The following is a 26,164-nucleotide window of genomic DNA, read 5'->3' on the forward strand; positions in this document are numbered from 1 at the left end:
GCTGTTTGCCACACTTGATACGACATCCCGTAAACTCTGGCTTGGCGAAGCCGGGAATATTGTTATTTCCGATACGGTCGGTTTTATCCGCAATTTGCCGCACGAGTTGGTGGCGGCTTTTCATGCGACGCTGGAGGCGACATCCCAAGCCGATCTCCTGTTGCATGTTGTCGATTCGGCAAGTCCTGCTAGAGACGATCAGGTTGCCGAAGTCGACAAGGTCCTGACTGAAATCGGCGCAAATGAGGTTCGGCAACTGGTCGTCCTTAACAAGCAGGATCTCACGGGGCTGTCTCCAGCCGTCGAACGGGACGAGTATGGTAGAATTACGCGCGTTCGGCTCAGTGCGAAGTGTGGCAGTGGTCTGCCCCTGTTACGCGAAGCGCTGACCGAGATTGCACTTGAGAAGCTTCGCAATCCTCGCGCTCCGCCGACGGACAGTGATACTTCGTTCAACCCAAATATTACGTTGGACTCAGGTTTCTCCCTATGATTTCATGCATTGGAACACTCATGTCGCTTAATGATCCGCAGTGGGGCAATCGCGGTAACGATAACGGCGGCGGCAAACGACCGAATCAGGGGCCACCGGACCTCGAAGAATTGTGGCGTGATTTCAATCGCCGCCTGTCCGGCGTGTTCAACAAGAAGCGCGGCGGCGGCAATGGTGGCGATGGCAATCGACCGCCAGTCGAGTTCAATCCCAAGTTTCTCGGTGGTGGCCTCGGTCTGCTCGTTGTTCTTGTACTTGTGGTCTGGATGGCCAGTGGGTTTTATATCGTGGACGCTTCGCAGCGCGGTATCGTCCTGCAGTTCGGCAAGTACAAGCAAAGTACGGAGTCCGGTTTGAACTGGCGTTTTCCTTACCCGATCCAATCGCATGAACTGGTCAATATATCCGGTGTGCGTACGCTTGAAGTGGGCTATCGCAACGACCAGAAGAACAAGGTTCTCAGGGAAGCCCTGATGCTGACGGATGACGAGAACATCATCAACATCCAGTTTGCCGTTCAGTATATTCTCAAGGATCCTGTTGAATACATCTTCAACAACCGTTCTCCCGACGATGCTGTAATGCAGGTGGCCGAATCGGCGATTCGCGAAATCGTCGGCAAGAGCAGGATGGATTTCGTGCTTTACGAGGGGCGCGAGCAGATCGCGGTAAAAGCTTCCACCCTCATGCAGGAGATTCTCGATCGCTACAAGACCGGAATCCTGATTTCGAAAGTGACAATGCAGAATGCTCAACCGCCCGAACAGGTTCAGGCAGCGTTTGATGATGCTGTGAAGGCCGGTCAGGATCTTGAGCGGCAGAGGAATGAAGGCCAAGCGTATGCCAATGACGTCATTCCGAAATCCAGAGGCACGGCGGCTCGCCTGTTGCAGGAAGCAGACGGTTACAAGCAGCGCCTAATCGCTACGGCCGAGGGCGATGCCAGCCGTTTCAAGCAGATCAATACCGAGTATGCCAAAGCGCCTGAAGTGACGCGCAGTCGAATGTATATTGAAACCATGCAGCAGATTTACGCCAACACCAGCAAACTGCTGGTCGATGCCAAGGGCCAGGGCAATCTGCTCTACTTGCCACTCGACAAGCTGATGCAAGCGTCTGGAGCGCTTGTAGCGTCTCCAGAGAGTGTCGGCAGCAGTTCGGAGATGCCGGCGCAGGTGCGCTCCGGGCCCGGAGCTTCAAACTTTTCACCGTCACAGATGGGGGACAGGGTTGATGTCCGCTCACGCGATGCCCTGCGCTCAAGGGATCGGGAGGCACGATAATGAAATCCGGTCTAAATTTCATTGCTGCCATCGTCGCGGCGATATTGGTTGTTCTGGGTGCGACGATCTTTACAGTCGATCAGCGGAAGTTCGCCATTGTTTTCCAGTTTGGCGAGGTCCGCGAAGTCATATCCGAGCCCGGCCTGTACTTCAAGTGGCCGATGATCCAGAACGTGCGTTACTTCGATAAACGGATTCTTACGCTTGATAACACAGAACCGGAACGTTTCATTACCTCCGAAAAGAAGAACGTGCTGGTCGATTCCTTTGTCAAATGGAAGATAATCGATCCCCAACTTTACTATGTGTCGGTCGCTGGTGATGAGATTCGAGCCAAGACACGTTTGTCGCAAACTGTAAACGCCGGTTTGCGGGAGGAATTCGGCAAGCGTACTGTTCATGATGTGGTTTCAGGCGAACGCGATTTGATCATGGAGCAGATGCGCGACAAGGCGGATCAGGATGCGCGCAAGATTGGTGTTCAGATTATCGATGTTCGCGTGAAGCGAGTTGATTTTCCCCCGGAAGTTAGTGAATCGGTCTACCGCCGTATGGAAGCGGAACGCAAGCGCGTGGCTAACGCGCTCCGCTCCGAGGGTTTTGCCGAAGCCGAGAAACTCCGCGCTGACGCGGACCGGCAACGTGAAGTCATCGTCGCCGAAGCCTATCGCGATGCGCAGAAAATGAAAGGTGAGGGCGATGCCAAGGCCACGGCCACGTATGCGCAGGCCTTCGGACAGAATCCGGAGTTCTATGCTTTCTATCGCAGCCTTGAAGCCTATCGCAACAGTTTCAATGGGAAAAATGATGTCATTGTCGTGGAGCCGAATTCTGATTTCTTCAAGTACATGAAGAGTATCGGGCGAGGCGGCGAAAAGACAGGTAAATGACCCCCAGTTTGCTGGTCGCCTTCGCGCTGATGCTGGTGCTTGAGGGTTTGGTGCCGTTTCTCGCCCCCGGGATCTGGCGCGAGACGTTTCGCCGTCTGATCCAGCTCTCAGACGGGCAGATTCGTTTCGTTGGCCTGACTTCGATGCTGATTGGAATAATGTTGTTGATGGTTTTCAGATGAATTGGCTGCTACCCGAGTACATTGCCGATGTGCTTCCACATGAAGCGGCCCACATAGAACTGCTCCGTCGGGCCGTGCTCGACCTCTTCCGGGTGCGCGGCTACGAACTTGTCATGCCTCCGCTGCTCGAGCACCTGGATTCCCTGTTGACCGGATCGGGGTCCGACCTCAGGCTGCGCACCTTCAAATTGGTCGACCAGTTGTCAGGTCGGACGCTCGGCCTGCGCGCCGACATGACGCCCCAGGTTGCTCGGATCGACGCGCACTTGCTCAATCGCCAGGGTGTCACTCGCCTCTGCTATTGCGGTAGCGTGTTACATACGCTGCCAGCTTTGCAAGCATCAAGCCGGGAGCCGATCCAGCTTGGGGCGGAACTATTCGGCTATGCCGGTATTGAGGCCGATCTCGAAGCGATACGTCTTATGGCTGTGGTTCTCGGAACGGCGGGCATACCTGCCTCGCGCATTGATATCGGGCATGTCGGGGTATTTCGAGCACTTGCCGGCGCTGCGGGCCTCGCCGACGATGTCGAGGCGAAGATTCTGCAACTTCTGCAGGTCAAGGACATTCCAAGCCTGCACGATGCTTGCGAGAAAGTGGCCGAGCCCTATCGCTCCGCCTTCCTGCGCCTACCTGAACTGTATGGCGACGGCAATATTCTGGAGACCGCCTCCCGTGAATTGCCGGCGCTACCCGAAATTGCTTCGGCGCTGGAAGCGATGCGACATTTGCAGACCTCGTTGCCGGAGTTGCCGCTGTCCTTTGATCTTGCTGACTTGCGTGGCTATCACTATCACAACGGGGTTGTGTTTGCCGCCTATTACCCCGGTTTCCCCAGCGCTATTGCCTTGGGTGGGCGTTACGATGGCGTAGGTAAAGACTTTGGTCGTACCCGGCCGGCAACCGGGTTCTCAATGGATCTACGCGAAGTTGCCCGGCTGGCTGTGAGTGGCAAGGCGGGAGGGGCCATCATGGCGCCTCATTCCGCGACTGATTCCGCTTTGGCGTCTCAGATCGAGGCGTTGCGCGAACAGGGTGAAGTCGTCGTAGAACTGTTGCCGGGTGAGTCGTGTTGCGAGGGGCCTCTGTGCGATCGGCAATTGGTCGAAAACGACGGACAATGGACGGTTCGGGAAACTATCGGGGATTGACTGGGAAAATGGCTAAGAACGTTGTAGTAGTGGGCACACAGTGGGGTGATGAGGGCAAGGGCAAGATCGTCGACTGGTTGACCGACCATGCGCAGGGGGTAGTGCGTTTTCAGGGCGGTCACAATGCCGGCCATACGCTGGTTGTAGGAAACAATGTTTATAAGCTCAATCTGGTTCCCTCTGGCATTGTTCATCCGGGAATCAAATGCTATATCGGTAACGGTGTGGTTCTGGATATCCATCACCTCGTATCCGAGATCAACGAACTGGAGGCGGGAGGGATTGAAGTCCGCTCGCGCCTCAGAATTAGCCCGGGTTGCCCGCTTATTCTCGGATATCACTCGGCGCTTGATCGTGCGCGCGAGGCGGCCAAGAGTCTGGACTCCAGGATCGGCACCACGGGCAAAGGCATTGGTCCGACCTACGAGGACAAAGTGGCGCGCCGGGCCTTGCGTGTTTACGATTTGTCCTTTCCTGAACGTTTTGCAGAGAAACTCAAGGAGAACCTCGACTATCACAATTTCGTGCTGACTCGCTATCTTGGAGCCGAAGCGGTCGATTTCAACACTGTCCTGGATCTGGCGATGGCCAATGCCGAACAGATCAAACCGATGGTTGTTGACGTTTCAGCCGAATTGAACGCGGCAAACAAGGCCGGCCAGAATCTTCTGTTTGAAGGCGCACAAGGCGCCTTGCTTGACATCGACCATGGGACTTATCCCTTTGTTACGTCGTCGAACTGCGTTGCCGGACAGGCATCGGCCGGGGCGGGCGTTGGGCCGGGCATGCTCCACTACGTTTTGGGTATCACCAAGGCCTACTGTACGCGGGTCGGAGGAGGGCCCTTCCCGAGCGAGCTTGATATCGAGACGGCGGATACTCCCGGATATCAGATGTCGCATAAAGGGTGTGAGTTTGGCACCGTTACCGGGCGCAAGCGTCGTTGCGGATGGTTCGATGTTCCCGCGCTTAAACGTTCCAGCCAGATCAATGGCGTGAGCGGTTTGTGCATTACCAAACTTGATGTGCTGGATGGTTTGCCGGAGCTGAAAATCTGCACCGGATACACGCTCAACGGAAAACTCGTCGACCTGCTGCCAATGGGGTCTGACGAAGTGGCTGGTTGCCAGCCCGTGCTCGAAAGCATGTCGGGGTGGGTCGAGTCCACTGCCGGAGCAACCTCGCTGGATGAGTTACCAGCGGCGGCGCGCGCTTATATCGCCCGTATTGAAGCATTGTGTGAAACGCGCGTCGATATCATATCGACCGGACCCGAGCGCAATGAAACGATTCTGCGCCGACATCCTTTCGCGTGATCTGACAGACGCCATCAATCTCATCGACGGTCGGTAAAGCCGGTCTGGAGCTGGCTTTTTAGTTAACACGCAAGATTTCCCCTGAACCTATCCATTGACGAACAGCTCGTAGTCAAGTCATTGCGCTCGAGTCTGATGTGCAGACATCGCGAGGAGAAGTAGGCCATGGGAATTCTCGACTGGTTCAAGAGTCGGCCATCGTTTTTTGAGCCCGATCGTCTGTCCGATGATACGACGACGCGGGCAATCGAGAAGGCCGTAACACTGACCAATCCACGAATGAAACTCATCCATTCGTATCGGGAGCGTCTGGCACCAGCGGTGGATATCAGTGTTCAATATCTGCGCGAGATGGTGCGCGCAGTTCCGCCGGCCCTATCGGTTTCGTCCGTGAACTGGTCCACCGACCCGGTGTTGAGAGCTTTCTTTGTTGCTGCACAGGATATTCCTTGCACGATGGGCCGATCAAAAAATTTGCGTACCCTGTTCAACAAGTACCCGGAGATTGACGACGCCTGTTTCATTCTCGTGATGAAGTTCAATGAGCAGCAAGTCTTCGGTACGTCGATGCAAGGAAATGTCGTACAGCGTGATGTTGCCCAAACCACCGTCGGTTTTTCCGACCACGAAGCACGCATTTGTGGGCTTGACGATGCAGAGGTTCGGCGTCTCCTAGGGGTGCAGGCGTATGAGTATTTGCTGGCACAGGCCTTGTCAGAAATCGGAGATGAGCGCTCCGAGCGCCGTGAGCTTGAAGACAACCGCGCGTTGATCCGTGCCAGACTGCGCTTGCTTCAGCAACAGGGCCCGGGCCTTGGGTCGGTTTTCGGCAGGGTGGCAGCGAGTTCAGACGACGAGTTCAGGCTGGAAACACAGCTTACGGAAAACGAGCGCCAGATTGAGGCGATTTGCAGTCAGCAGTCAGTGCTTGATGCCGAACTGGAATCGCTAGGCGCGGTACTTCGGCATCCAGAGCGCTACATACGCATCGAGCAAAAGCAGCTTCGGCTAAACTCGATGAACGTTCTGGTCGATGATGCGAGCAATGCTGTCGCTTCCGAAATTGTATTTTCGCTGGCCCAATTGACGGGCGTGCGGGAAATTCAGCGAGCGTTCGTCATGGCCCGTTTTGCACGTTCCGGATTGCCAGAGGCCAGGATGAATCTTGATGACATTGCGCGCTATCTTTGAAGTTGGTTGACGTCCTGCACAAGGGAATGTTCTCAGGAATCGGCAACCCTTTAGGCAACCGCAATGCTGATTGTCGTATTGGCTACATCGAACGATCATTCCGGCAGTGGCGGAAATCCATATCGTTATATTTCAGTAGGCTACACATTGGCACTTTCCTTGCTAAGTCAACACAGAGGAAAGTGCCATGGCCAACCCGGCTATTCGTCACCAGCGATGACATTATCCGGCACGAGCAGGGTCCGCGTTTTCGCCGAGTGATGGGGAACGGGGGGTTCGGTTGCAAACGAGCGCCACTAACAGTTCACTGATAAAATGCGGCAGCAATCAGGGCTGCTGGCGCCGGGCCGCTTGTGACTGATCGAATTGAGGTATTGCCAAAGGTAACTTTGTCCTCTGTGTAATCAGCTTTGCTGAACTGAATAATAGAAACTTGCACAAATTATTTGGGCCGATGGGCGGGATCAATTCTTGGTGGTGACAACTTGTAGATTGGGGGTTTTTGATGAAGTTCGGTATTTCCACCCATGCACCGACATGGGGCAACCTGAAGCACCGTCTGATTTCGATGGTGCTCGTTCTATTCGCGATGGCCGCGGTCCCGGCTATGGCGACCACGGGCCATGTTTCCGAAGCCGATCTTGTTTTGCCCGACCTAAGCGATCTTTCGCTGGTGACGTTCTTCAGCGGGACATCAGGCTGGACTTTGCTTTCCTACGGACTTCTGGTTTGCATCGGAGGCCTCATCTTCGGTGCGGTGATTTACGGTCAGATTTACCGTCTTCCGGTACATCGCTCGATGGCCGAGGTCAGCGAACTGATCTACGAAACCTGCAAGACCTACATGATCACCCAGGGCAAGTTCCTGCTGATCCTGCAAGCATTCACCGCAGTGATCATGATCGGCTATTTCTATTTCGTCCAGCATCTTGCCGTTTCATCCGTGGCCCTGATACTGATTTTTTCCCTGATCGGGATCGCCGGTTCCTTCATGGTCGCCTGGTTCGGCATACGCATCAACACTCTCGCAAATAGCCGTACGGCATTCGCTTCGCTGGCGGCCAAACCCTATCCCGTTTACGCCATTCCAATCAAATCGGGAATCTCCATAGGCATGTTGTTGATCTCGACCGAACTGCTGATCATGCTCTGCATCATGCTGTTCGTGCCGGCGGAGTTGTCCGGCAAGTGTTTTATCGGATTTGCCATCGGTGAATCTCTCGGCGCTGCCGCATTGCGTATTGCGGGTGGAATCTTCACCAAAATTGCCGATATCGGGTCGGATTTGATGAAGATCGAATTCGGTATCCAGGAAGATGATGCGCGCAATCCCGGTGTGATTGCAGACTGCGCGGGTGACAATGCGGGTGACTCGGTTGGCCCTACAGCGGATGGTTTTGAGACGTACGGCGTCACTGGAGTGGCGCTGATCAGCTTCATCATGCTCGCCGTTCCTGAGCCCGCCGTTCAGGTTCAATTGCTGGTCTGGCTGTTTGCGATGCGCATCATGATGGTCGTGGCTTCGGGGATTTCCTATCTCGGAAATCAGATCATGGCCAAGCGTCTCTATGGCGATAAGGCGCGCTTCAATTTCGAATCCCCGTTGACCTCGCTGGTATGGATCACTTCAGTCGTTTCTCTGATCATCACCTTTATTGTCTCGTATCTGCTCATCGGACACTTTACGGTCAACGGTCAGTCTTATACGAATCTCTGGTGGCAGCTATCGCTGATCATTACTCTCGGCACGCTGGCTGGTGCGATCATTCCCGAGATTGTAAAAGTGTTCACCTCGACTCATTCCAAACACGTCCGCGAGGTAGTTACCGCATCAGAAGCCGGCGGTGCCAGCCTCAACATATTGTCCGGTTTAGTTGCTGGCTATTTTTCCGCATTCTGGATCGGCGTAATCATCGTCGGCCTGATGTCCGGCGCTTATCTCCTTTCGCAACACGAGCTGACGACGATCATCAATCCGGATTACGCCAAGGCCGCCATGATGTCCGCGGTTTTTTCATTCGGGCTGGTCGCCTTCGGTTTTCTGGGGATGGGTCCGGTAACGATTGCCGTCGACAGCTACGGCCCGGTCACCGACAACGCTCAGTCGGTGTATGAACTTTCGATGATAGAACAGGTACCCGGCATCGAGGCAGAGGTGAAGCGTGACTATGGCTTTGATCTGAACTTCAAGACCGCAAAATTCCTGCTCGAGGAGAATGACGGGGCCGGCAACACCTTCAAGGCCACGGCCAAACCGGTATTGATTGGAACCGCTGTTGTGGGCGCGACGACGATGGTGTTCTCGATCGTCATGTTGCTGACCTCAGGGCTGACGGAAAATCTGGAAATGCTTTCGTTGCTACACCCACCATTTCTGCTTGGCCTGATCTCCGGTGGTGCGACGATCTTCTGGTTTTCCGGGGCCAGCACGCAAGCCGTATCGACCGGCGCTTACCGGGCAGTCGAGTTCATCAGCACGCACATCAGGCTTGATGAAGTCGTACAAGCCTCGCAGAAAGACAGCAAGAAAGTCGTCGAGATATGCACGATCTACGCCCAAAAGGGCATGTTCAATATCTTTATGGCCGTGTTCTTCGGCACGCTGGCTTGTGCCTTCATCGAACCCTTCTTCTTCATCGGCTACCTGATCTCGCTGGCGATCATCGGCTTGTACCAAGCAGTCTTCATGGCCAACGCCGGTGGGGCCTGGGACAATGCCAAGAAGATCGTTGAAACCGAAATGCATGCCAAGGGAACAGATCTGCACAATGCCTCGGTAGTCGGCGATACGGTCGGTGACCCGTTCAAAGATACGGCTTCGGTTGCCATGAATCCGATCATCAAGTTCACCACGTTGTTCGGTTTGCTTGCTGTCGAGATGGCAGTCGGGCTATTCGCGCAAGGACAGCAATCGGTGGTATATGCGTTGGCGGCAGTGTTCCTTGCCATCAACCTCTTTTTTGTATTCCGCAGTTTTTACGGCATGCGAATAATCGCCAAAAAAGAAGCGCTGTAGCGGTATTTGGTGCGCTGAGTTCTGGATATAATGGAGATGGCGTACTATTCCCGCATACAAATGGCCGCGGCAACGGCGGCAATTGATGAGCCTAGTCGACACTTTTAAGGGAGATACAATATGTCGGTACATCTTTACTTCTCGCTGATTCCCGAAGCATTGATCGCCTCCATGCTGCCGCCAGAGCAGTTCGGGCAGTACTACGCGACGGGGCACAAGTTCAAATCGAAGGGGCAAGCCGTATTCTTCGAGATCGATCCGTCGTTCCGTCATGAATACTTCGACATCGAAGGGGCCTTGGCCCGTTGCAAGGCTAAACCGGATGGTTCACCCAAGAACTCGGTTTACGTCTCCATGTATCGTGTGATGGAGCACCTTTCGCTGGCCGCGATCGGCAGGTTGTACCTGACCACGACCAACGGCGCAACGCTGGAGTTGAGCCGCGGCAGCAGGCTACCGGAGCCTGAAAAGGAACTGCATATGTATCAGGACCTTACCCCCATCAACAGCATGGTGGTGAGTGTATTGGATCCGGCAGCCTACTACGCCGATGTTACCGTCAAACCCTCGCATTCCTTCAGTTTTCCCGGTATGTGTTTTGTCGAGCTTGAACTGGGACCGCTCGCTCTTGATCCGGAGAACGGCCAGGAGGGAGACCTGCCGTACTCATTCCTGCAACACCTGCGGGAAGCCCTGATGGAACTGAGGCCGGAGACGAAGGAAAACAAGCTGGTACACCGTGTTCATTCGCTGGTGTTCCCATTTCGCATGGTCAAGAACGGCTTCTACCTTGGCATCGGTGGCGAACTTGTCTTCTACCCAATGCTGACACTAGATGTCCTTAGGAAGGATCACAGCAACTGGTGGCGCTCGGCCAATCTCTGACCTGATTGTCGTGCGCTTCAGCTCAGACAATCATCCCCGCGCCAACCGTATTGTTGCTTGATTCGTCGATGACGATGAAGGCACCGGTACCACGGTTTTCGGCGTAGCGATCGGCGAAGATCGGTTGTGCCAGTTTGAAGCTGACCTTGGCGATATCGTTCATGGCCAGCTTCTCTGCCGCCTGATGCGCCATGGTGTTGATATCCATGCGGAACTCGATGCCGGCAAGCATGGCCTTGCTGTCGCGCGTGGTGTGCCGGATCAGGTACTTGCGGCGCGGGTCGAGCGGGGATTCGGAAAGCCAGCAGAGCATCGCGTCGAACTGTCTGGCGACGATTGGCAGTTCGCCGGTTTTCACGATCATGTCGCCACGCGAAATGTCTATTTCGTCATCGAGCAGGAGCGTGACGGAGTGCTCGGCAAAGGCCGAAGGCAAGGAATTGCCCATGACCTGGATGTCCTTGACGCGGGTTTCCCGTCCGGCGGGGAGGACGGTCACGGCATCGCCAACGGTAATGACACCCGACTCGACACGCCCCATGAATCCACGGTAGTCGTGCAGTTCGGGATTGGCTGAATCCTGTGGACGGCAGACGAACTGCACTGGGAAGCGAAAGCATTCCTCATGCTCCACGTGCGCCGTGGTTGCTCCTTCCAGCAGGTCAATCAGTGTCGGCCCCTGATACCAGTCCAGTCGTTCGCCGCGATCAACGATCATGTCGCCATTCAGTGCGGACATCGGTATGAAGCGAACGTCCAGTATGCCCAAACCGGCCGCAAAGGCCATGTAGTCGGCTTTGATCCGGTCATAGACGTCCTGCGAATAGTCGACCAGATCCATCTTGTTGATGGCCACGACAACATGCGGGATGTTGACCAGATGGGTGAGGTAGGAGTGACGTCGTGTCTGTGTCAGCACGCCTTTGCGCGCGTCGATCAGGATGATGGCAAGATCGGCGGTCGAGGCGGCGGTGACCATATTGCGGGTGTACTGTTCGTGCCCCGGCGCGTCGGCAATGATGTACTTGCGCGTGCCGGTAGTGAAGTAACGATAGGCGACGTCGATGGTGATGCCCTGTTCGCGCTCGGCCTGAAGTCCGTCGGTCAGCAGCGAGAGGTCAATGGCTTCCATGCCTCGTTTTTTCGACGTGCGCTCTATGGCGTGCAGGGTGTCGGCCAGAATCGTTTTGGTGTCGAACAGAAGGCGGCCGATCAGCGTGCTCTTGCCGTCGTCGACACTGCCGCAGGTCAGGAAGCGCAGGAGGCCGTTGTCTTTAATTTCGACGGCCTGGATGTTCTCAATGGCGGACATCAGAAGTAACCCTCTTTTTTACGTTGTTCCATGGACGCATCCGATGTCTGGTCGTCCAGCCTCGTTGCGCCGCGCTCGGTAATCGTTGTCGTCGCCGTTTCGGCGATTATCTTGGCAACCGTGTCAGCATCGGATTCGACCGGCGCCGTACAGCTTATGTCGCCCACGGTGCGGAAGCGTACCAGCACGTTTTCTATGGTGTCGCCGGGCCGGGCCGGTGTAATGTCGGTGACCGGCAGCATGCCGCCGTTACGACGCACGATCTGTCGCTGATGCGCAAAATATATCGAAGGCAATTCGAGGTTCTCGCGCTCGATGTACTGCCACACGTCAAATTCAGTCCAGTTCGAGATCGGGAAGACGCGAATGTTTTCACCCTTGAAGCTGCGCGCGTTGTACAGGTCCCACAGTTCGGGACGCTGGTTCTTCGGATCCCACTGGCCGAACTCGTCTCGAAACGAAAAAATACGCTCTTTGGCACGAGCCTTTTCCTCGTCGCGGCGTGCGCCACCGATGCACGCGTCGAAACCGAATTCTTCAATTGCTTCGAGCAGTGTGACCGACTGGTGCTTGTTGCGCGATTCGTCTGCCGATTTCAGAACAACCGTTCCACGCGCCATCGAATCTTCAACCGAACGAACGATCAGGCGCTCGCCGAGTTCGGCCGCACGTTTGTCGCGAAAGTCGATGACTTCCTTGTAGTTGTGTCCGGTGTCGATGTGCATCAGCGGGAAAGGAAACTTGCCCGGGCGGAAAGCTTTTTCGGCAATGCGCAGCATGCAGACCGAGTCCTTGCCGCCGGAAAAGAGAAGCACAGGATTGCTGCACTGTCCGGCCACCTCGCGCATGATGTGGATGCCTTCGGATTCAAGCCAGTCGAGGTGAGAGAGGGTTTGTTTGGTGAGAGTCGTCATAAGAACCTTAAATACTTAAAAATCTCACCACCAAGACACCAACAGCACAAAGTTTCACCAAGAAATTCTTATGCTCTTCTTGGTGCGACTTGGTGTCCTTGGTGGCTTGGTGGTTCAAGCCTTTTTAACATGCAGACCGCATTCCTTGGATTCCGGCGATTCCCACCACCAGCGTCCCGAGCGGACATCCTCGCCGGGGGTGATGGCGCGGGTACAGGGCGCGCAGCCGATGCTTGGGTAGAAATTGTCGTGCAGCGCATTGTACGGAACCTTGTTGAGTTTGATATAGGCCCATACTTCCTTTTCCGACCAGTCGGACAAGGGATTGAACTTCTCCAGGCCATTTCCTTCATCAAACGCCTGTATTGGCAAGCCTTCACGCGTTGCCGACTGTTGTGCCCGCATACCGGTTATCCAGGCCTTCCTGCCGGCCAGCGCCCGTTGCAGCGGTTCGACCTTGCGCACGTGGCAGCACGCCTTGCGCAGTTCGACCGATTCGTAGAACGCGTTGATGCCGTTCTCGCGCGTGTAGGTCTCGACCAGATCGTGGCGCGGATAATACAGCCTGAGCTTCAGACCGTAATGCTTTTTCACTTCGTCGATCAGCGCATAGGTTTCCAATGGCAGACGGCCAGTATCGAGCGAGAAAATTTCAATTTTCGCCGTGTCGCCGACGATCAGGTCGGTCAGCACCATGTCTTCAGCGCCGAGACTGTTGGCAAAAACCGCAGGCGAATAGCTTGTCGCGATCTGGCGGAGCAGGTTGCGGGCTGCCGTTGTCTTGGCGGTTACAGAGTCGATCAATGCCTGGTCGTTCAGGTTGATGTTGATGGCCATGGCTATCCCTTAGGCCGCACGGCGGCGGAACAGAGGTTGTGGCTGGTCGACAGCGGCCTGGTAGGTTTCGCTGAAAACGTTGAGACCGGACAGCGCCGCTTCAATGTCCTTGTCCTCGCGCAAGGCGAAGGCGTCAAAGCCGCAACGTTTCATGTAGAACAGTTGATCCTGCAGTACATCGCCGATGGCGCGGATTTCGCCACGGTAGGCATAGCGATCGCGTAGCAGGCGGGCGGTCGAGTAGCCACGGCCGTCGGTAAACTTCGGAAAATTGACGCCAATGACGGCAAAGTGTTCAAGGTCGCCGGCAATGGCTTCAACGTCCTCGTGGCTGTCAAGCCAGACCCCCGGCGAATTGTCTCGGGAGAGGATTTCCTCCTGGCGCGCCAGCCACACCGCCAAGGGTACCATGATGTCTCCGTCAGGCAGGGTCAGGGATGCCGGTGTCTGATCACCGTCAAGTTTGAGTAGCTGCCGGTGGTCGGCGACGACCTGGCCATTCTTGATGATCTTAGGCATTGGCGACTTTCGTGAGCGTCTCGTTGGCCGAGTCGGCCTTGATATGGGCGGCAGCAGCATTTGCCGGTTTCCGCTTGTCGCGTCCGGCATAGGCGCGCAGCTTGAATGGTTCGATGCCGATCCGCTGCAGCGTGTCGATAAAGCGTTCGTTTGGCGTGCGCTGTTCGGTATAGACGTTGATCAGCGCTTCGATGACCAGCGGCACTTCATCGGCATAAAAGGACGGGCCGATCACCTTGCCGATTGTGGTCTCATTGCCTTGCTGGCCGCCGATGGTGACTTGATACCACTCCTCGCCATTCTTATCGACGCCGAGGATGCCGATGTGGGCCACATGATGATGACCGCAGGAATTCATGCAACCCGAAATGTTGAGCGAGATGTCGCCGATGTCGTAGAGATAGTCGAGATCATCAAACTTGCTTTGTACCGCCTCGGCAATCGGCACCGAGCGGGCGTTGGCCAGTGCGCAAAGATCACCGCCGGGGCAGCAGATCATGTCGGTAAGCAGTCCGATGTTGGGCGTGGCCAGTGCATTGGCGCGAGCGATTTTCCAAACCTCGTAAAGATCGCACTTCCTGACATCGGCAAGCACCACGTTTTGCTCGTGAGTGACACGCAGTTCGCCAAAGCTGAAACGGTCAGCCAAATCGGCAACCGCTTCCATCTGTAAATCGGTGATGTCGCCGGGGGCAGCCCCCGGTGCCTTGAGCGAAAGCGTGACCGCGGCATAACCCGGCACCTTGTGCGCATGCACGCAGCGCTTGGCCCAACTGGCGAAGGCCTTGTCCTCTTTGAGGCGTGTCGCATGGGCGAAGTCGTCCGCCGGCAGGTTTTCGTAGGAAGGGGGAGAGAAATGTTGCGCGATTCGATCGAACTCGGCGTCGGTCAGCGTCGTTTCCCCGTCTTTCATGCGCGACCAATCGGCTTCCACCTGGCGTGCGAATTCTTCAACTCCAAGCGCATTGACGAGTATCTTGATGCGCGCCTTGTACATGTTGTCGCGCCGACCATATCGGTTATAAACGCGCAGCACGGCATCAAGATACGAGAGCAGATGCTTCCTTGGAAGAAAGTCGCGAATGACTTTGCCTATTACCGGAGTCCGCCCGAGCCCGCCGCCGACAAACACCCGGACACCGATCTCACCGGCGTCGTTGTTGACGATTTCCAGCCCCACATCGTGGGCGCGAATCACGGCGCGATCTTCTCGGGCGGCATTGACGGCGATCTTGAACTTGCGTGGCAGAAAAGCAAACTCCGGGTGGAATGTCGACCACTGACGGAGAACTTCGCAATACGGGCGCGGGTCGGTCAGTTCGTCCGGTGCAATTCCGGCAAATTGATCGGTCGTGATGTTGCGGATGCAGTTGCCGGAAGTCTGTACGGCATGCATCTCGACGCTCGCCAGTTCGCCAAGTATCTCGGGCGTCTCTTCAAACTTCGGCCAGTTGAGCTGCATGTTCTGGCGCGTGGTGAAGTGCCCGACGCTGCGGTCATAACGGCGCGAGATTTCGGCCAGTTTGCGCAATTGAGCGGCAGAAAGCATGCCGTAGGGAATGGCGATTCGCAGCATCGGGCCGTGGCGCTGGATGTAAAGGCCATTTTGCAGGCGCAATGGCCGCAGTTCATCCTCGGAGAGTACACCGGCCTGGTGGCGGTCCATCTGGTCGCGATACTGCGCAACGCGTTCGTTGATGATCTGTTGGTCAATGCTGTCGTAGCGATACATGCGTCGCTCCTTCCTAAATCAAACCGTTTTTACAAGGTAATCAGTTTTCCGCCAATCAACACCAGCATGCTGGCGAGGATACGTCGCAAGAATCGATCCGGTACTTTGGCCGAGGCATGGCTGCCGATCCAGATTCCGGGTAGCGAGCCGATCAGGAGACTGCCGAGCAGCGACCAATCGACACCGCCAATGGCCCAGTGTCCCAGTCCGGCGATAAGTGTTAGCGGCACGGCATGGGCGATGTCACTACCGACGATGCGGATGGTTGGCAGCTTCGGGTAGAGGAAGAACAGTGCGGCAACCCCCAGGGCACCCGCGCCAACCGAAGAAATCGTGACAAGTATACCGAGCAAAACACCGATTGCGACGGTAATCTCTGCCTGATAGCGCGTATGTGCCCCGTCGTCGGCATGTTTCAGCGCATACCGTTGCAGTTGCTGGCGGAAAATGATCGCGCAGGCGGTAAGAAGCAAGGCGACGCCGAGTGATACCGAAATGATGTGGCTCACCGCAGCACTTTGCTTTGGCAGGTGCGACAGTGCCCAGACCGTCAGCAAAGAGGCTGGGATGCTGCCGCTGGCCAGCAGCCCGGTAATGCGCCAATTGATGTGCCCCTTCTTGGCGTGGACAGCGGTGCCGCCTGCCTTGGTGATGGCGGCATAAAGCAGGTCGGTGCCAACGGCCGTTGCCGGGTGGATGCCAAAGAGCAGCACCAGCAGAGGAGTCATCAGCGAGCCGCCACCGACGCCGGTGAGTCCGACGATGGCGCCAACAACGAAGCCTGAGAGGGTATAGAGCCAATCCATGATGCACTCGACTGAACAAAGTCCGCGCATGTTATCAGTCGCCGGTTTGCTTGAAAAAGAATATTCAGTTAGATTGTTAGAACTTTTGGTTATTATGGATTCCGATGAAGCTGCAACAACTCCGTTATCTTGTTGAAGTCGGCCGCTGTGGCCTCAATGTCTCGGACGCTGCCGAGGTGCTGTGTACCTCGCAGCCGGGTGTTTCGAAGCAGATCAAGCTGCTTGAGGACGAGCTTGAGGTGACTGTCTTCGAGCGCAGCGGCAAGCGTCTGACGTCGGTCACCGAGCCGGGTAAGCGCGTGCTTGAAATTGCCAATCGCATCCTTGACGAAGTCGACAATATCAAGCGCGTAGGGGAGGAGTACGCTGGCGGCGATTCCGGCAGTCTGGTAATTGCCACGACGCACACCCAGGCACGCTACGCCCTGCCATCCGTGGTCGTCAGCTTCGTGGAGCAGCATCCGAAGGTCCGCTTGTCGATGCACCAGGGCAGCCCGACGCAGATTGCCGAATGGACGATCAAAGGCGAGGCGGACATCGCCATTGCCACCGAAGCACTCGACCAGTACCCGCAACTGGTCATGTTGCCCTGTTACCAATGGGGGCACTGTGTAATTGCGCCGGATGGTCACCCGATCCTTGCCGAAAAGGCCTTGACTCTGACTGAACTGGCTAACTGGCCACTGATCACTTATGATCCGGCGTTTACTGGCCGTTCTCTCATCAACAAGGCTTTCGAGCGTGCGCAATTGACGCCCAATGTCGTGTTGGCGGCCATCGATGCAGACGTGATCAAGACCTATGTGAGCCTCGGGCTTGGTCTTGGCATAATCGCCAGCATGGCCTACGATCCGGTGCGCGACCTAGGCCTGCAGGCGGTCGACGTCGGTCACCTTTTCGGCTCAAACACCACGCGCATCGGCCTGCGGAGAGGAAATTACATTCGCCAATACGAATACGATTTCATTGAGCTGTTTGCATCGCAGTTGTCGAAGCGGGCTGTCGACATGGCAATGGCCGGTACAGGAGCAGACAATGAATACCAACTTTGATCCCGCAAACCAGCAAGCCAATGGTGTTCTCACCCGTGTCCTGAGCGTGATCGTCGCGGTGGTGGTTCTGACTACGGCTTTCATGTTTTCACTCGTCATTTTTTCCGTGGTGGCTGTCGTCGGGCTGATACTCTGGTTGTATTTCTGGTGGAAGACGCGGGAATTGCGTCAGCAAATGCGCGAACAGATTGCCGAGCAGATGCGTAGTCAGGAAATGGGTGGTCGGACGGGTGGTCAAGCGGGGACTCAATTCGGCGGTCGATTCAACGAGCCGCCCAATGAACCGCCAGTGACCAGGACGAGTGCCGATGGCGAAGTCATCGAGGGCGAGGCCGTGCGTGTCGTCGAGGGGCGGGATCGCCCTGCCGAATAGGGAAGTAAATCAGCGTTTACTTCGGCGAACGAAACAGGGGTTCTCCGGGCGTTCTCAGGACGCTGCCACGACCCGGTTGCGACCGCTTTCCTTGGCCTGATACAGCGCCGAGTCCGCCGCCTCGATCAGCGCGCTGCTTTCAGCTTCGGTGCCCGTGGTAATCGCGACGCCGATGCTCAAGGTGACCGAAATGCGCTGCCCCTCCCAAAGGAAGCGGGTCTTTTCGATCAGTGCGCGGATGCGCTCGCCGATTTGCAGTGCGATACGCAGATTGGCATTGGTCAGTACGGCGGCAAATTCCTCGCCGCCATAGCGGAAGATCATGTCTTCGGCGCGCGAAGTGTTTCTCAGGATCTCGGCCAGTTGCCGCAAGACAGCATCGCCGGCCGCATGACCGTAGTTGTCGTTGATCTTTTTGAAGTGGTCAATGTCAAGCATCAGGCAGGCCAGCGGCGCACTGCTTGACTGGGCAAAAACCCACTCCGATGCGAGAAAGTCGAGACCTTTTCGACGGTTGGGAAGCTGCGTCAGCGTGTCGGTCAGCGCATCCTCCAGGAGTCTCTTCTGAGCCACTGCAAACTCGTCGGTCGAACGCATGATACCGAGGCGTTCGCGCTGGATTTCAGCTTTCAGGATCAGCATTCGGGCCGCCGTGTTGATGTGAACGCGAAGGGTCTGCATGTTCAGCGGCTTGACCAGCACATCGTCGGCGCCGGCATCAATGAATTCAAGGATGCGGCCCTCGTTTTCCGGCGGCGCCAGAAGCAGGGCATAGCATTCCTTGCCTGTTGGCGTCTGGCGGAGGTTGCGGCAGAAGTCAGTCGCCTTCAAGCCGGGCATGGACATATCGGCGATGATGATCTGCGCCGGACGGCGCAAGACCTGCGCCAGTCCCTCAGCCAGATCATCAACGAGTACGGGTTGGTGTCCGAGATCCTCGATCTGCTGCATCAGCGGCTTGAGGTCTTCCAGCGGGATACCGATCAATTGAACGTGCAGGCATGGCGTGAGCGCGCGCCTGTTTTCGCTGTCGGGAACCGTACCCATCCGACGCATCGGCGGAGTGGCGGCGAGTATTTCCGAGAAGGGAGGGATGTCCTGCGTGCGTACGTTCAGTTTGGCACCCCATTCGCGCCAGCGCTCGACCATGCGGTCGACCAGGTCGTTCAGTGCATCGCCGCCAATGCCAAGACGCGCCGCGCGCGCCAGAAGTGACGGTAGCAGGCTCCAGCGCGATTCCTCATCGACCATGCACAGATGCGCCAACGCGCTGGCAAAACTCAGCGAATGCGTCAGCGTCTGTACCCTGGAACCGTCGGCAAAGCCGGCCGCATCGGGGTTTTCGTGGTGGAAGGCTGCCGTGATAAGAACCTCGGGCAGTCCCCACTCGCCGAGCAGAGTAGCGGCGAGTTCGTGGTGATCCATGCCAAAGCGTTCCTGCTCCAGCGGCGCCATTGCCAGACGTTGCTCGCGGGCGGCCAGCAGGACATCGGAGTACTCGTCGGGGAACAGCGAAGCCAAAGCCAGTTCACCGACTCTGGCCAGCAGACCGATGGTGAATATTTCTTCGCTGGCAATCTGGGTGAAATGGGCGAGTTCCTGACATGCGATGCCGGTGGCCAGCGAGTGTCCCCAGAAGACTTCGTAATCGAAGGCCGTGCACAGTCCGCTCTTGTGACTGTGCATGACGGAGAGGCCGATAACGAGATCGCGTACGCGAAACGATCCCAGCGCTACGATTGCGCGCTGCAGCGAAACGATCGGGCGCGAGCGGCCAAAGGCGGCGGCATTGGCGAAATACAGGATGCGTCCGGCGATCGCCGGGTCGGACTGGACCAGTTGCACCAGTTCGGGAATCCGGAAATCGTCGCGCTGCAGCAGTCGGATGATCGACAGCGCAACGCCCTTGGGCGAGGGCAGTTTGCCCGTCGCCTTCAGCGCCGCGTAACGATCAGGATCGACAAAACGCATGGGGGACAATCTCCGGTCAGTGGCCCATCATAAACCCAAGATCGCATCGCCGGTGATCCCGCCTGTCGCGAAAAATACACCGCACAGGTCATGCCACGCTTCAGCGGAATTTGATCGCGGTGGTCAGATAGATACCGACAAAGATCAGGGCGATGCCGACAAAGTGGTAGCCGTGCGGCACTTCGGCGAGGAAGACCGCCGAAAGCAGGGTGCCGAACACCGGCATCAGATGAATGAACAGACTGGCCTTGCTGGCGCCGACTTCGCCGACGGCACGATTGTAGAAGATGTAGCCGAGAAAGCCGGGAAAGATGCCAGTGTAGGCGATGACAGCGAGCGATGCAGGCGTGACGTGAATCAGACGTCCCTGGGCGATTTCCCAGGCGTAGGCGGGAGTCAGCGCGAGCAGGCCGACGCTGATCAGAGCGGCAAGCAGGAGCATCGGGTCAACGCCGGCCGGGCGCCATTGCAGGCCGATGGTGTAAAAGGCCCAGACGAATACCGCGCCGAGCATCCACAGGTCGCCGATGTTGGGTGCCAGCCCGGCGAGAGTGGAGAGTTTGCCGCGCGCGACGATGGTGATCACGCCAACCAGCGACATCATTACCCCGAGCCACTCGATACCGCGCAGGTGTTTCTTCAGGAAAGCCCAGGAGAGCGTGATGGTGGCAATCGGGATGAACGAGTTGAGCAGTACGGCATTCGTGGCGGCCGTGTACTGCAGCGCGACGTAGGCCAGCGTGTTGTAGCCGCCCACGCCGAGCAGCCCGAGAATGACGATGGCGGGCCAGCCGCGCTTGAGCAGCGGCCATTGCGTGCGCAGGTGAGGCAGCGCCAGCGGCAGGGTGAGCGCCAGGGCAATGGCCCAGCGCCAGAAGGCCAGCGAGAGTGGCGGCACGTCGCCACGGATCGCGCGGCCGAGCACCATGTTGATCGACCAGAACAGCGAGGTCAGTACGAGCAGGAAATAGGGGTGGTGAAATCTGGAGAACATGCAGGCAAACCAAGGGGGACTGTCGGGATCAGCGGGCATTATGCGCGCGACAACTGCAGGGTGGGTGAAATCGTCATCCACTTGTCGTGGCTGATGTATTGTTGCCGATTCCGATTCCGATTCCGATTCCGATTCCGATTCTGACCGCGGTCCGGCCAAGTCTGGCTGTCGATCAGTCTTGCTTCAGCAAGGCTTCGAATTCCTCCACGGGCACCGGCTTGCCGAACAGATATCCCTGGCACAACGGGCAGCCGTGCTGTTCAAGGAATGCACGCTGCTCCTCAGTTTCAACACCTTCGGCGATGACCGCCATCTCAAGCGTATTGGCCATGGCGATGATCGTTTGCACGATGACGGCATCCGCCGGTCTGACGCCGAGGTTGCGCACGAATGACTGGGCGATCTTGAGCTGCTTGAATGGCAATTGCGTGAGGTAAGCCAATGACGAATAACCGGTGCCAAAGTCGTCCATCGAAAAGTGTATGCCAAATGCGTCGAGTTCGTTCATGATGCGGATCGTGTCGTCGGCGTCCTTGAGCACCACGCTCTCGGTGAGTTCAAGCTTGAGCTTGTTCGGATCGATGGCTGCATTCCTTACCGCAGCAAGTACCTGCTCAACAAAATCAGGCTGGTGAAACCGCCGCGCACTGACGTTGATTGCCAGTTGCAAATGCCGGGTTGCCTCACTGTCTTCCCATTTCTTGATCTGGGCGCAAGCCATCTCCAGCACCCATTGGCCGATCGGCAGAATCAGGCCGGTCTCCTCGGCCAGCGGGATAAAAGCGTTTGGAGGAACCAGCGTGCTCCCTGGGCGCAATCAGCGGATGAGCGCTTCGGCACCGACGATCCGGCCGTCGTGCGTGGCCTGCAATTGGTAGTGGAGCACGAACTGGTTTCTTGTCAGCGCCTGGCGCAAGTCCGTTTCCATGGCCATGCGTTCCGTGATGATGGCCTGCATCTGCGGGTCAAAAAAGCGCAGTGTATTGCGCCCGGTCTTCTTGGCCTGATACATGGCGATGTCGGCCTGTTTCAGCAGATCCTCTCTGCTTTCTGTGTGATTGCTGAACAGGGTGGCGCCGATGCTGGGGGAATTGTGGTATTCGTGTGTGCCAAGCTGGTAGGGCTGGTTGAGCGCGGCCAGAATCTTTTCGCCAATCACCTCGACCTGCGTCGCGCAAACCAGGATGTCCGGGCTCAGGTCCTCGAGCATTATCACGAACTCATCCCCGCCAATACGGGCAACCGTGTCTTCCTCGCGCACGCACGACACGAGGCGTTGCGCGACCTGAAGCAGCAGCAGGTCGCCGATATCATGGCCGAAGTTGTCGTTCAGATCCTTGAAATTGTCCAGGTCGACGAAAAGAAGAGCGCCTCTCTGATGCTTACGGGCAGTCACTGCAAATGCCTGGTTGATCCGATCCAGCAACAACCTGCGATTGGGCAGATGAGTAAGGTAGTCATAGAACGCCAGACGCTTGATTTCTTCCGCCGCCGCCCGCTTCAAGGTATTGTCATTGATTGCGGCAACAAAATTGGTGACGACGCCCTCATCGTTTTTCACCGCGCTGAGCGTGAGTTGCTCCGCAAAATCCTCGCCATTCTTGCGCGTGGTCCAGATTTCGCCAGACCAGAAGCCCGTCGCATTGACGTTTTTCCACATTGCCGTACAGGTTTCTGGTTGCTTACACTCGGATTGAAGCATACAAAAATTCCGGCCAATGGCTTCTTCGGCGCTGAATCCCGTGATATTGGAGAAGGCCTGATTCACCTTCAGTATCACCCCCTGAGCATCCGTGATCATCATGCCTTCCCGGGATTCAAAGGCGATGGCCGCAATGCGCAATTCGTCCTCGGCTTGTTTGAGTCGACTGATATCGACCAGCGCGATACGCAGCGTCCACGACTCGTCCGCAGCAGTTTTGCACAGGCAGTCGAGGTGAGCACCAAATGTCGATCCGTCGTTCCTGACCAAGACCATATCGGTTTCATGCGTCTGCTCGCCGGGGTTTTCCCTCATGGTCTGGAAAAGTCGATACCAGCGGTCTTGGTCCTGATCGGCGACAAAGCGTGCAAAGCGCCGTTGCCTGAGATTCTTGCGCTCGACGCCGAGCATGGTCGACGCTTTCAGATTGCTTTCCGCGATCAGACCGTCGCGAGTGAGGGTGAAATAAGCATTCGGGGCAAACTCGTACAAATCGACAAAACGGTCACGCGATATCTCCAGAGCCTCCTGCGCCTGCCGCAGTTGCTCATGCTGCATCTCCAGTTCGATCTGCTGCACCCGGAGTTCGTACACAAGCTCCTCGGAAGCAGGGCGAATTGCCGATGCTGCGGAGGTTCTGGCGTAGCGTTCCTCAGCGGCGCGGCGGATCTTCTTCGGGTCGTACGTTCGGTCTTGAGGAAGCTTCTCGTCGCTCATGACGGATTGATCTCCATCGATAACAGTATCATCTGTGGTTCGCCGATTCTGCCAACGATTCGCCTGGCGTTCAGCAGAATCCGGCGGTGACCAATATCCGGAAAATCGTGTTCCACGACATAAGCATCGAATGACTTGGCTTCCGCCAGGATGTTTTCAAGTAGCGAGCGCAAGGCGGGAATATCCCACTGGTGATTGCCAAGTTCATATATCTTGTGCCCCAGTGTCTCTTCCGGCGTGACTTGAAACTCCCGATAGAATGCGGCGCTGACCGTGATCACCTGCAATGCACCATCGAGTACGACGAGCGGTTCGCGCAGCGTGGCGACGATGCCTTCTGCCAGCATCAGCGCATCCCGGTTCGCCACCGCCTTGATGCGTTCGGTGATGTCGGTAAAGGTCAGTACCACGCCATCGATCAGATTCTCCAGAGTGCGATAGGGCTGGATGCGCGCCAACATCCAGGTGCCACCATCGATTCGCATCGCGCATTCATAGGGAATCAGCGAATCCAGTACACTCTGGGCGGCGACAAGGAGGTCTTCCCCCGCGACCACGGGCCGGATGTCGGCCAGGGGACGGCCGACGTCCGAATCGGCCAGGCGATAGATACGCACGGCTTCGCGCGTGAAGCTGCGGATGCTCAGGTGCTGATCGAGAAAGACGATTCCGATGTTGATGTTGTCCAGCAGATTCTTCATGTCGTTCTGCATGCTGGCGAGTTGCTCTATCTTGCGCTGCAGTTCCGAGTTGACCGTGATCAGTTCTTCGTTGACCGATTGGAGTTCTTCCTTCGAGGTTTCCAGCTCCTCGTTCGTCGATTGCAATTCCTCATTGGTCGATTGCAGTTCTTCGTTGGTCGACTTGATTTCCTCGTTGGTCGCCTGCTGCTCCTCGATTGCGGCCTGATGGCTTTCTTTCAGGTACGCCAGATCATGCTCCAGCTCCTGGATGCGTCCCAGCTCTGCCGGCTTGGCAGCCCGGCTACGCTTTGGCTTGGCTGCCGGGCCGGCGATGTCCTGAAAACTTACCAGTAACAGCTTGTCGCGATCCGGACCGGGCAGTGGCCGGACGCTGAGGCCGACGGTTGAGAAGCCGCCGTTGGTCTTGACCTGAATTTGCCGGTTCAGCGTCAGCACACCTTCGCTGGCGGCGGCGTGTATGGCCGCGCGCAGTTCAAGTTCGAGGCCCTCGCGGGCCATCTCGATGACATTCAGGCTGGCCTGCCCCGGTGCCGGGCGCAGATATTTTCCGGTTTCTCCATGCACGAAGAGCGTATTGCCCTTGAGATCGGTGACCACTGCGGCGGGTGCAAAGAATTGCAGCAGCACGCGCTGGGTCATATCGGCCAGGTTGGTTGCCGTCGATCTCCTGGTGACATCTTCGGGCGCCTTGCCACCGCTCGCCGCCGACCAGATCACCGGCGGGGTGGATACGATTCCCCCGGCCGTGCTCGTGTCGTGTCGCGCGCGATAGAATTTGCACTTGCGGTTAAGCGATGAGAACAGCTCGGTATGATTGCCGATGCTTTCCGATGGCGACAGGAACAGCACGCCGCCGGGCCTAAGCGCAAAGTTGAAAACCGGAATCAGACGATTCTGCAGTTCCGGTTCCAGGTAGATCATCAGGTTGCGGCAACAGAGCAGATCGAGCTTGGTGAAGGGCGGATCCTTGATCACATTCTGGATGGCGAACACCACCATCTCCCGGATTTCTTTCCTGATCCGGTAGCCGGAATCTTCCTTGGTGAAGAAGCGGCGCAGTCTTTCCTCGGTGACGTCCTGGGTGATATTGGGCGGATAGAATCCGGCACGGGCAATGGCTATCGCGTCTTCGTCCAGATCGGTGCTGTAGATCTGCACCTTGAAGTTCTGGTGCGACGCATCCATCAGTTCGCGCAGCAGGATGGCAATCGAGTACGATTCCTCTCCCGTGGCGCAGCCGGCGACCCAGACGCGGAATACGTAGTCGTCCGGCTTGTCCTGGCACAGTTGCGGCAGGATCTCCGATTTCAGTACCGAAAACGCCTCCGTATCGCGGAAGAAGCTGGTGACATTGATCAGCAGTTCCCTGAACAAGGCGTGCACTTCGTCCGGATTCTCCCTGAGGTAGCGGGCGTAGACTTCGGTGTCGTCGATACAGTGCTGCGACATGCGGCGCTGAATGCGTCGGCCGATCGTGCTTTTCTTGTAGAGCGAGAAATCGTTGCCGGTGGCGCTGCGCAACTGCATCAGGATGCGTCTCATTCCGCTTTCTGCCTTGGGTTCGGCCGGAATTACGGCCGGAGAGGCCAGAACTCGGGCACCCGTCAGCAGGGTCTCGGGCATCTTGTCGGCGGCTGTGACGTGGGTGGCGTATCCGGCCCGTACGGCACTGGATGGCATGCCGTCATATCTGGCGCTGGCCGGATCCTGTACCAGGGTAAGCCCACCGGCGCCGAGGATGGCGCGCAAGCCCAGCGTGCCGTCGGTGCCGGTGCCGGAAAGAATGACGCCAACGGCGCTTTCCTGCCGGTCTTCCGCCAAGGAGCGCAAAAAGGCGTCAATTGGCATGCGCTGGCCGCGCGGCTCGTTGGGTACACTCAGTTGCAAGCTGCCATGAAAGATGGCCATGTCGCGGTTGGGCGCGATGACATACACACGGTCGGGTTCGACGACGAGCTGATCCTGCGCCTCGATCACCGGCATCGTCGTGACGCGTTGCAGGATTTCAGTGAGCAGGCTGGCGTGGTCGGGATCAAGATGCGGCACCAGCACGTAGGCCATGCCGCTATCGGGAGCAACATGACGGAAAAATTGCTCGAACGCTTCCAGACCGCCGGCAGAAGC

Annotated in this window: 22 protein-coding genes; 11 read left to right on the forward strand and 11 right to left on the reverse strand. The window is 56.9% G+C overall.

Features of this window, described 5'->3' with window-relative positions; genetic code table 11:
- The 9 genes from PROAA_RS14640 to PROAA_RS14680 all read left to right on the forward strand — a co-directional run.
- A partial coding sequence (locus PROAA_RS14640) for a GTPase (RefSeq protein ID WP_186412045.1) occupies positions 1-493 on the forward strand: 493 nt, incomplete at its 5' end.
- Between the two features lie 20 nt (positions 494-513).
- A complete protein-coding gene (gene hflK, locus PROAA_RS14645) occupies positions 514-1,776 on the forward strand; it encodes an FtsH protease activity modulator HflK (protein WP_186412046.1) in 1,263 nt (420 codons plus the stop codon).
- A complete protein-coding gene (gene hflC, locus PROAA_RS14650) occupies positions 1,776-2,666 on the forward strand; it encodes a protease modulator HflC (RefSeq protein WP_186412047.1) in 891 nt (296 codons plus the stop codon). Before hflK ends, hflC begins: the two co-directional genes overlap by 1 nt.
- Positions 2,663-2,848, forward strand: a complete 186-nt coding sequence (locus PROAA_RS14655; protein WP_186412048.1) for a DUF2065 domain-containing protein — start codon at positions 2,663-2,665, stop codon at positions 2,846-2,848. Before hflC ends, PROAA_RS14655 begins: the two co-directional genes overlap by 4 nt.
- A complete protein-coding gene (locus PROAA_RS14660) occupies positions 2,845-3,999 on the forward strand; it encodes an ATP phosphoribosyltransferase regulatory subunit (RefSeq protein WP_186412049.1) in 1,155 nt (384 codons plus the stop codon). The genes PROAA_RS14655 and PROAA_RS14660 overlap by 4 nt, the downstream gene beginning before the upstream one ends.
- A gap of 8 nt (positions 4,000-4,007) precedes the next feature.
- Entirely contained in the window at positions 4,008-5,315 is a 1,308-nt protein-coding gene (locus tag PROAA_RS14665) for an adenylosuccinate synthase (protein ID WP_186412050.1), read from the forward strand.
- Positions 5,316-5,480: 165 nt separating this feature from the next.
- Positions 5,481-6,506 (forward strand): hypothetical protein, encoded by a 1,026-nt coding sequence (locus tag PROAA_RS14670; protein WP_186412051.1) that lies wholly within the window; start codon positions 5,481-5,483, stop codon positions 6,504-6,506.
- Positions 6,507-7,011: 505 nt separating this feature from the next.
- Complete coding sequence (locus PROAA_RS14675; RefSeq protein ID WP_245664297.1) at positions 7,012-9,522, forward strand: sodium-translocating pyrophosphatase; 2,511 nt, start codon at positions 7,012-7,014, stop codon at positions 9,520-9,522.
- A 120-nt stretch (positions 9,523-9,642) separates the two neighbouring features.
- Positions 9,643-10,407, forward strand: coding sequence for a hypothetical protein (locus PROAA_RS14680; RefSeq protein ID WP_186412052.1), 765 nt, complete (start codon positions 9,643-9,645; stop codon positions 10,405-10,407).
- Positions 10,408-10,429: 22 nt separating this feature from the next.
- On the opposite strand, the gene PROAA_RS14685 is transcribed toward PROAA_RS14680, so the two are convergent.
- The 6 genes from PROAA_RS14685 to PROAA_RS14710 form a co-directional block, all read right to left on the reverse strand.
- Positions 10,430-11,719, reverse strand: a complete 1,290-nt coding sequence (locus PROAA_RS14685; RefSeq protein WP_186412053.1) for a sulfate adenylyltransferase subunit 1 — start codon at positions 11,717-11,719, stop codon at positions 10,430-10,432.
- Entirely contained in the window at positions 11,719-12,633 is a 915-nt protein-coding gene (gene cysD, locus PROAA_RS14690; RefSeq protein WP_186412054.1) for a sulfate adenylyltransferase subunit CysD, read from the reverse strand. The genes PROAA_RS14685 and cysD overlap by 1 nt, the downstream gene beginning before the upstream one ends.
- A gap of 114 nt (positions 12,634-12,747) precedes the next feature.
- Complete coding sequence (locus PROAA_RS14695; protein WP_186412055.1) at positions 12,748-13,470, reverse strand: phosphoadenylyl-sulfate reductase; 723 nt, start codon at positions 13,468-13,470, stop codon at positions 12,748-12,750.
- A 9-nt stretch (positions 13,471-13,479) separates the two neighbouring features.
- Complete coding sequence (locus PROAA_RS14700; protein ID WP_186412056.1) at positions 13,480-13,989, reverse strand: DUF934 domain-containing protein; 510 nt, start codon at positions 13,987-13,989, stop codon at positions 13,480-13,482.
- On the reverse strand, positions 13,982-15,721 hold the full coding sequence (locus PROAA_RS14705) for a nitrite/sulfite reductase (RefSeq protein WP_186412057.1): 1,740 nt from the start codon (positions 15,719-15,721) through the stop codon (positions 13,982-13,984). The genes PROAA_RS14700 and PROAA_RS14705 overlap by 8 nt, the downstream gene beginning before the upstream one ends.
- 29 nt (positions 15,722-15,750) lie before the next feature.
- Positions 15,751-16,527: a sulfite exporter TauE/SafE family protein gene (locus PROAA_RS14710; protein ID WP_186412058.1), complete on the reverse strand. Its 777-nt coding sequence runs from the start codon at positions 16,525-16,527 to the stop codon at positions 15,751-15,753.
- Positions 16,528-16,631: 104 nt separating this feature from the next.
- On the opposite strand from PROAA_RS14710, the gene PROAA_RS14715 reads away from it, so the two are divergent.
- Both PROAA_RS14715 and PROAA_RS14720 read left to right on the forward strand, forming a co-directional pair.
- Positions 16,632-17,579 (forward strand): CysB family HTH-type transcriptional regulator, encoded by a 948-nt coding sequence (locus PROAA_RS14715; protein WP_186412059.1) that lies wholly within the window; start codon positions 16,632-16,634, stop codon positions 17,577-17,579.
- The gene (locus tag PROAA_RS14720; protein ID WP_186412060.1) at positions 17,563-17,952 is read left to right on the forward strand and encodes a hypothetical protein; all 390 of its coding nucleotides are present in this window, start codon (positions 17,563-17,565) and stop codon (positions 17,950-17,952) included. Before PROAA_RS14715 ends, PROAA_RS14720 begins: the two co-directional genes overlap by 17 nt.
- Before the next feature lie 54 nt (positions 17,953-18,006).
- On the opposite strand, the gene PROAA_RS14725 is transcribed toward PROAA_RS14720, so the two are convergent.
- The 5 genes from PROAA_RS14725 to PROAA_RS14745 all read right to left on the reverse strand — a co-directional run.
- Positions 18,007-19,923: a sensor domain-containing diguanylate cyclase gene (locus PROAA_RS14725; RefSeq protein ID WP_186412061.1), complete on the reverse strand. Its 1,917-nt coding sequence runs from the start codon at positions 19,921-19,923 to the stop codon at positions 18,007-18,009.
- Positions 19,924-20,023: 100 nt separating this feature from the next.
- Positions 20,024-20,917: a DMT family transporter gene (locus PROAA_RS14730; protein WP_186412062.1), complete on the reverse strand. Its 894-nt coding sequence runs from the start codon at positions 20,915-20,917 to the stop codon at positions 20,024-20,026.
- 172 nt (positions 20,918-21,089) lie between these two features.
- Positions 21,090-21,734, reverse strand: a complete 645-nt coding sequence (locus PROAA_RS14735) for a putative bifunctional diguanylate cyclase/phosphodiesterase (protein ID WP_186412063.1) — start codon at positions 21,732-21,734, stop codon at positions 21,090-21,092.
- The gene (locus PROAA_RS14740; RefSeq protein WP_186412064.1) at positions 21,735-23,336 is read right to left on the reverse strand and encodes a putative bifunctional diguanylate cyclase/phosphodiesterase; all 1,602 of its coding nucleotides are present in this window, start codon (positions 23,334-23,336) and stop codon (positions 21,735-21,737) included.
- Positions 23,333-26,164, reverse strand: a 2,832-nt coding sequence (locus tag PROAA_RS14745; RefSeq protein ID WP_186412065.1) for a CheR family methyltransferase, incomplete at its 5' end; no start/stop codon positions are given. The genes PROAA_RS14740 and PROAA_RS14745, both read right to left, overlap by 4 nt.

This window comes from Candidatus Propionivibrio aalborgensis (genome assembly GCF_900089945.1).
In the GTDB taxonomy this organism is placed as follows: Bacteria; Pseudomonadota; Gammaproteobacteria; order Burkholderiales; family Rhodocyclaceae; genus Propionivibrio; species Propionivibrio aalborgensis.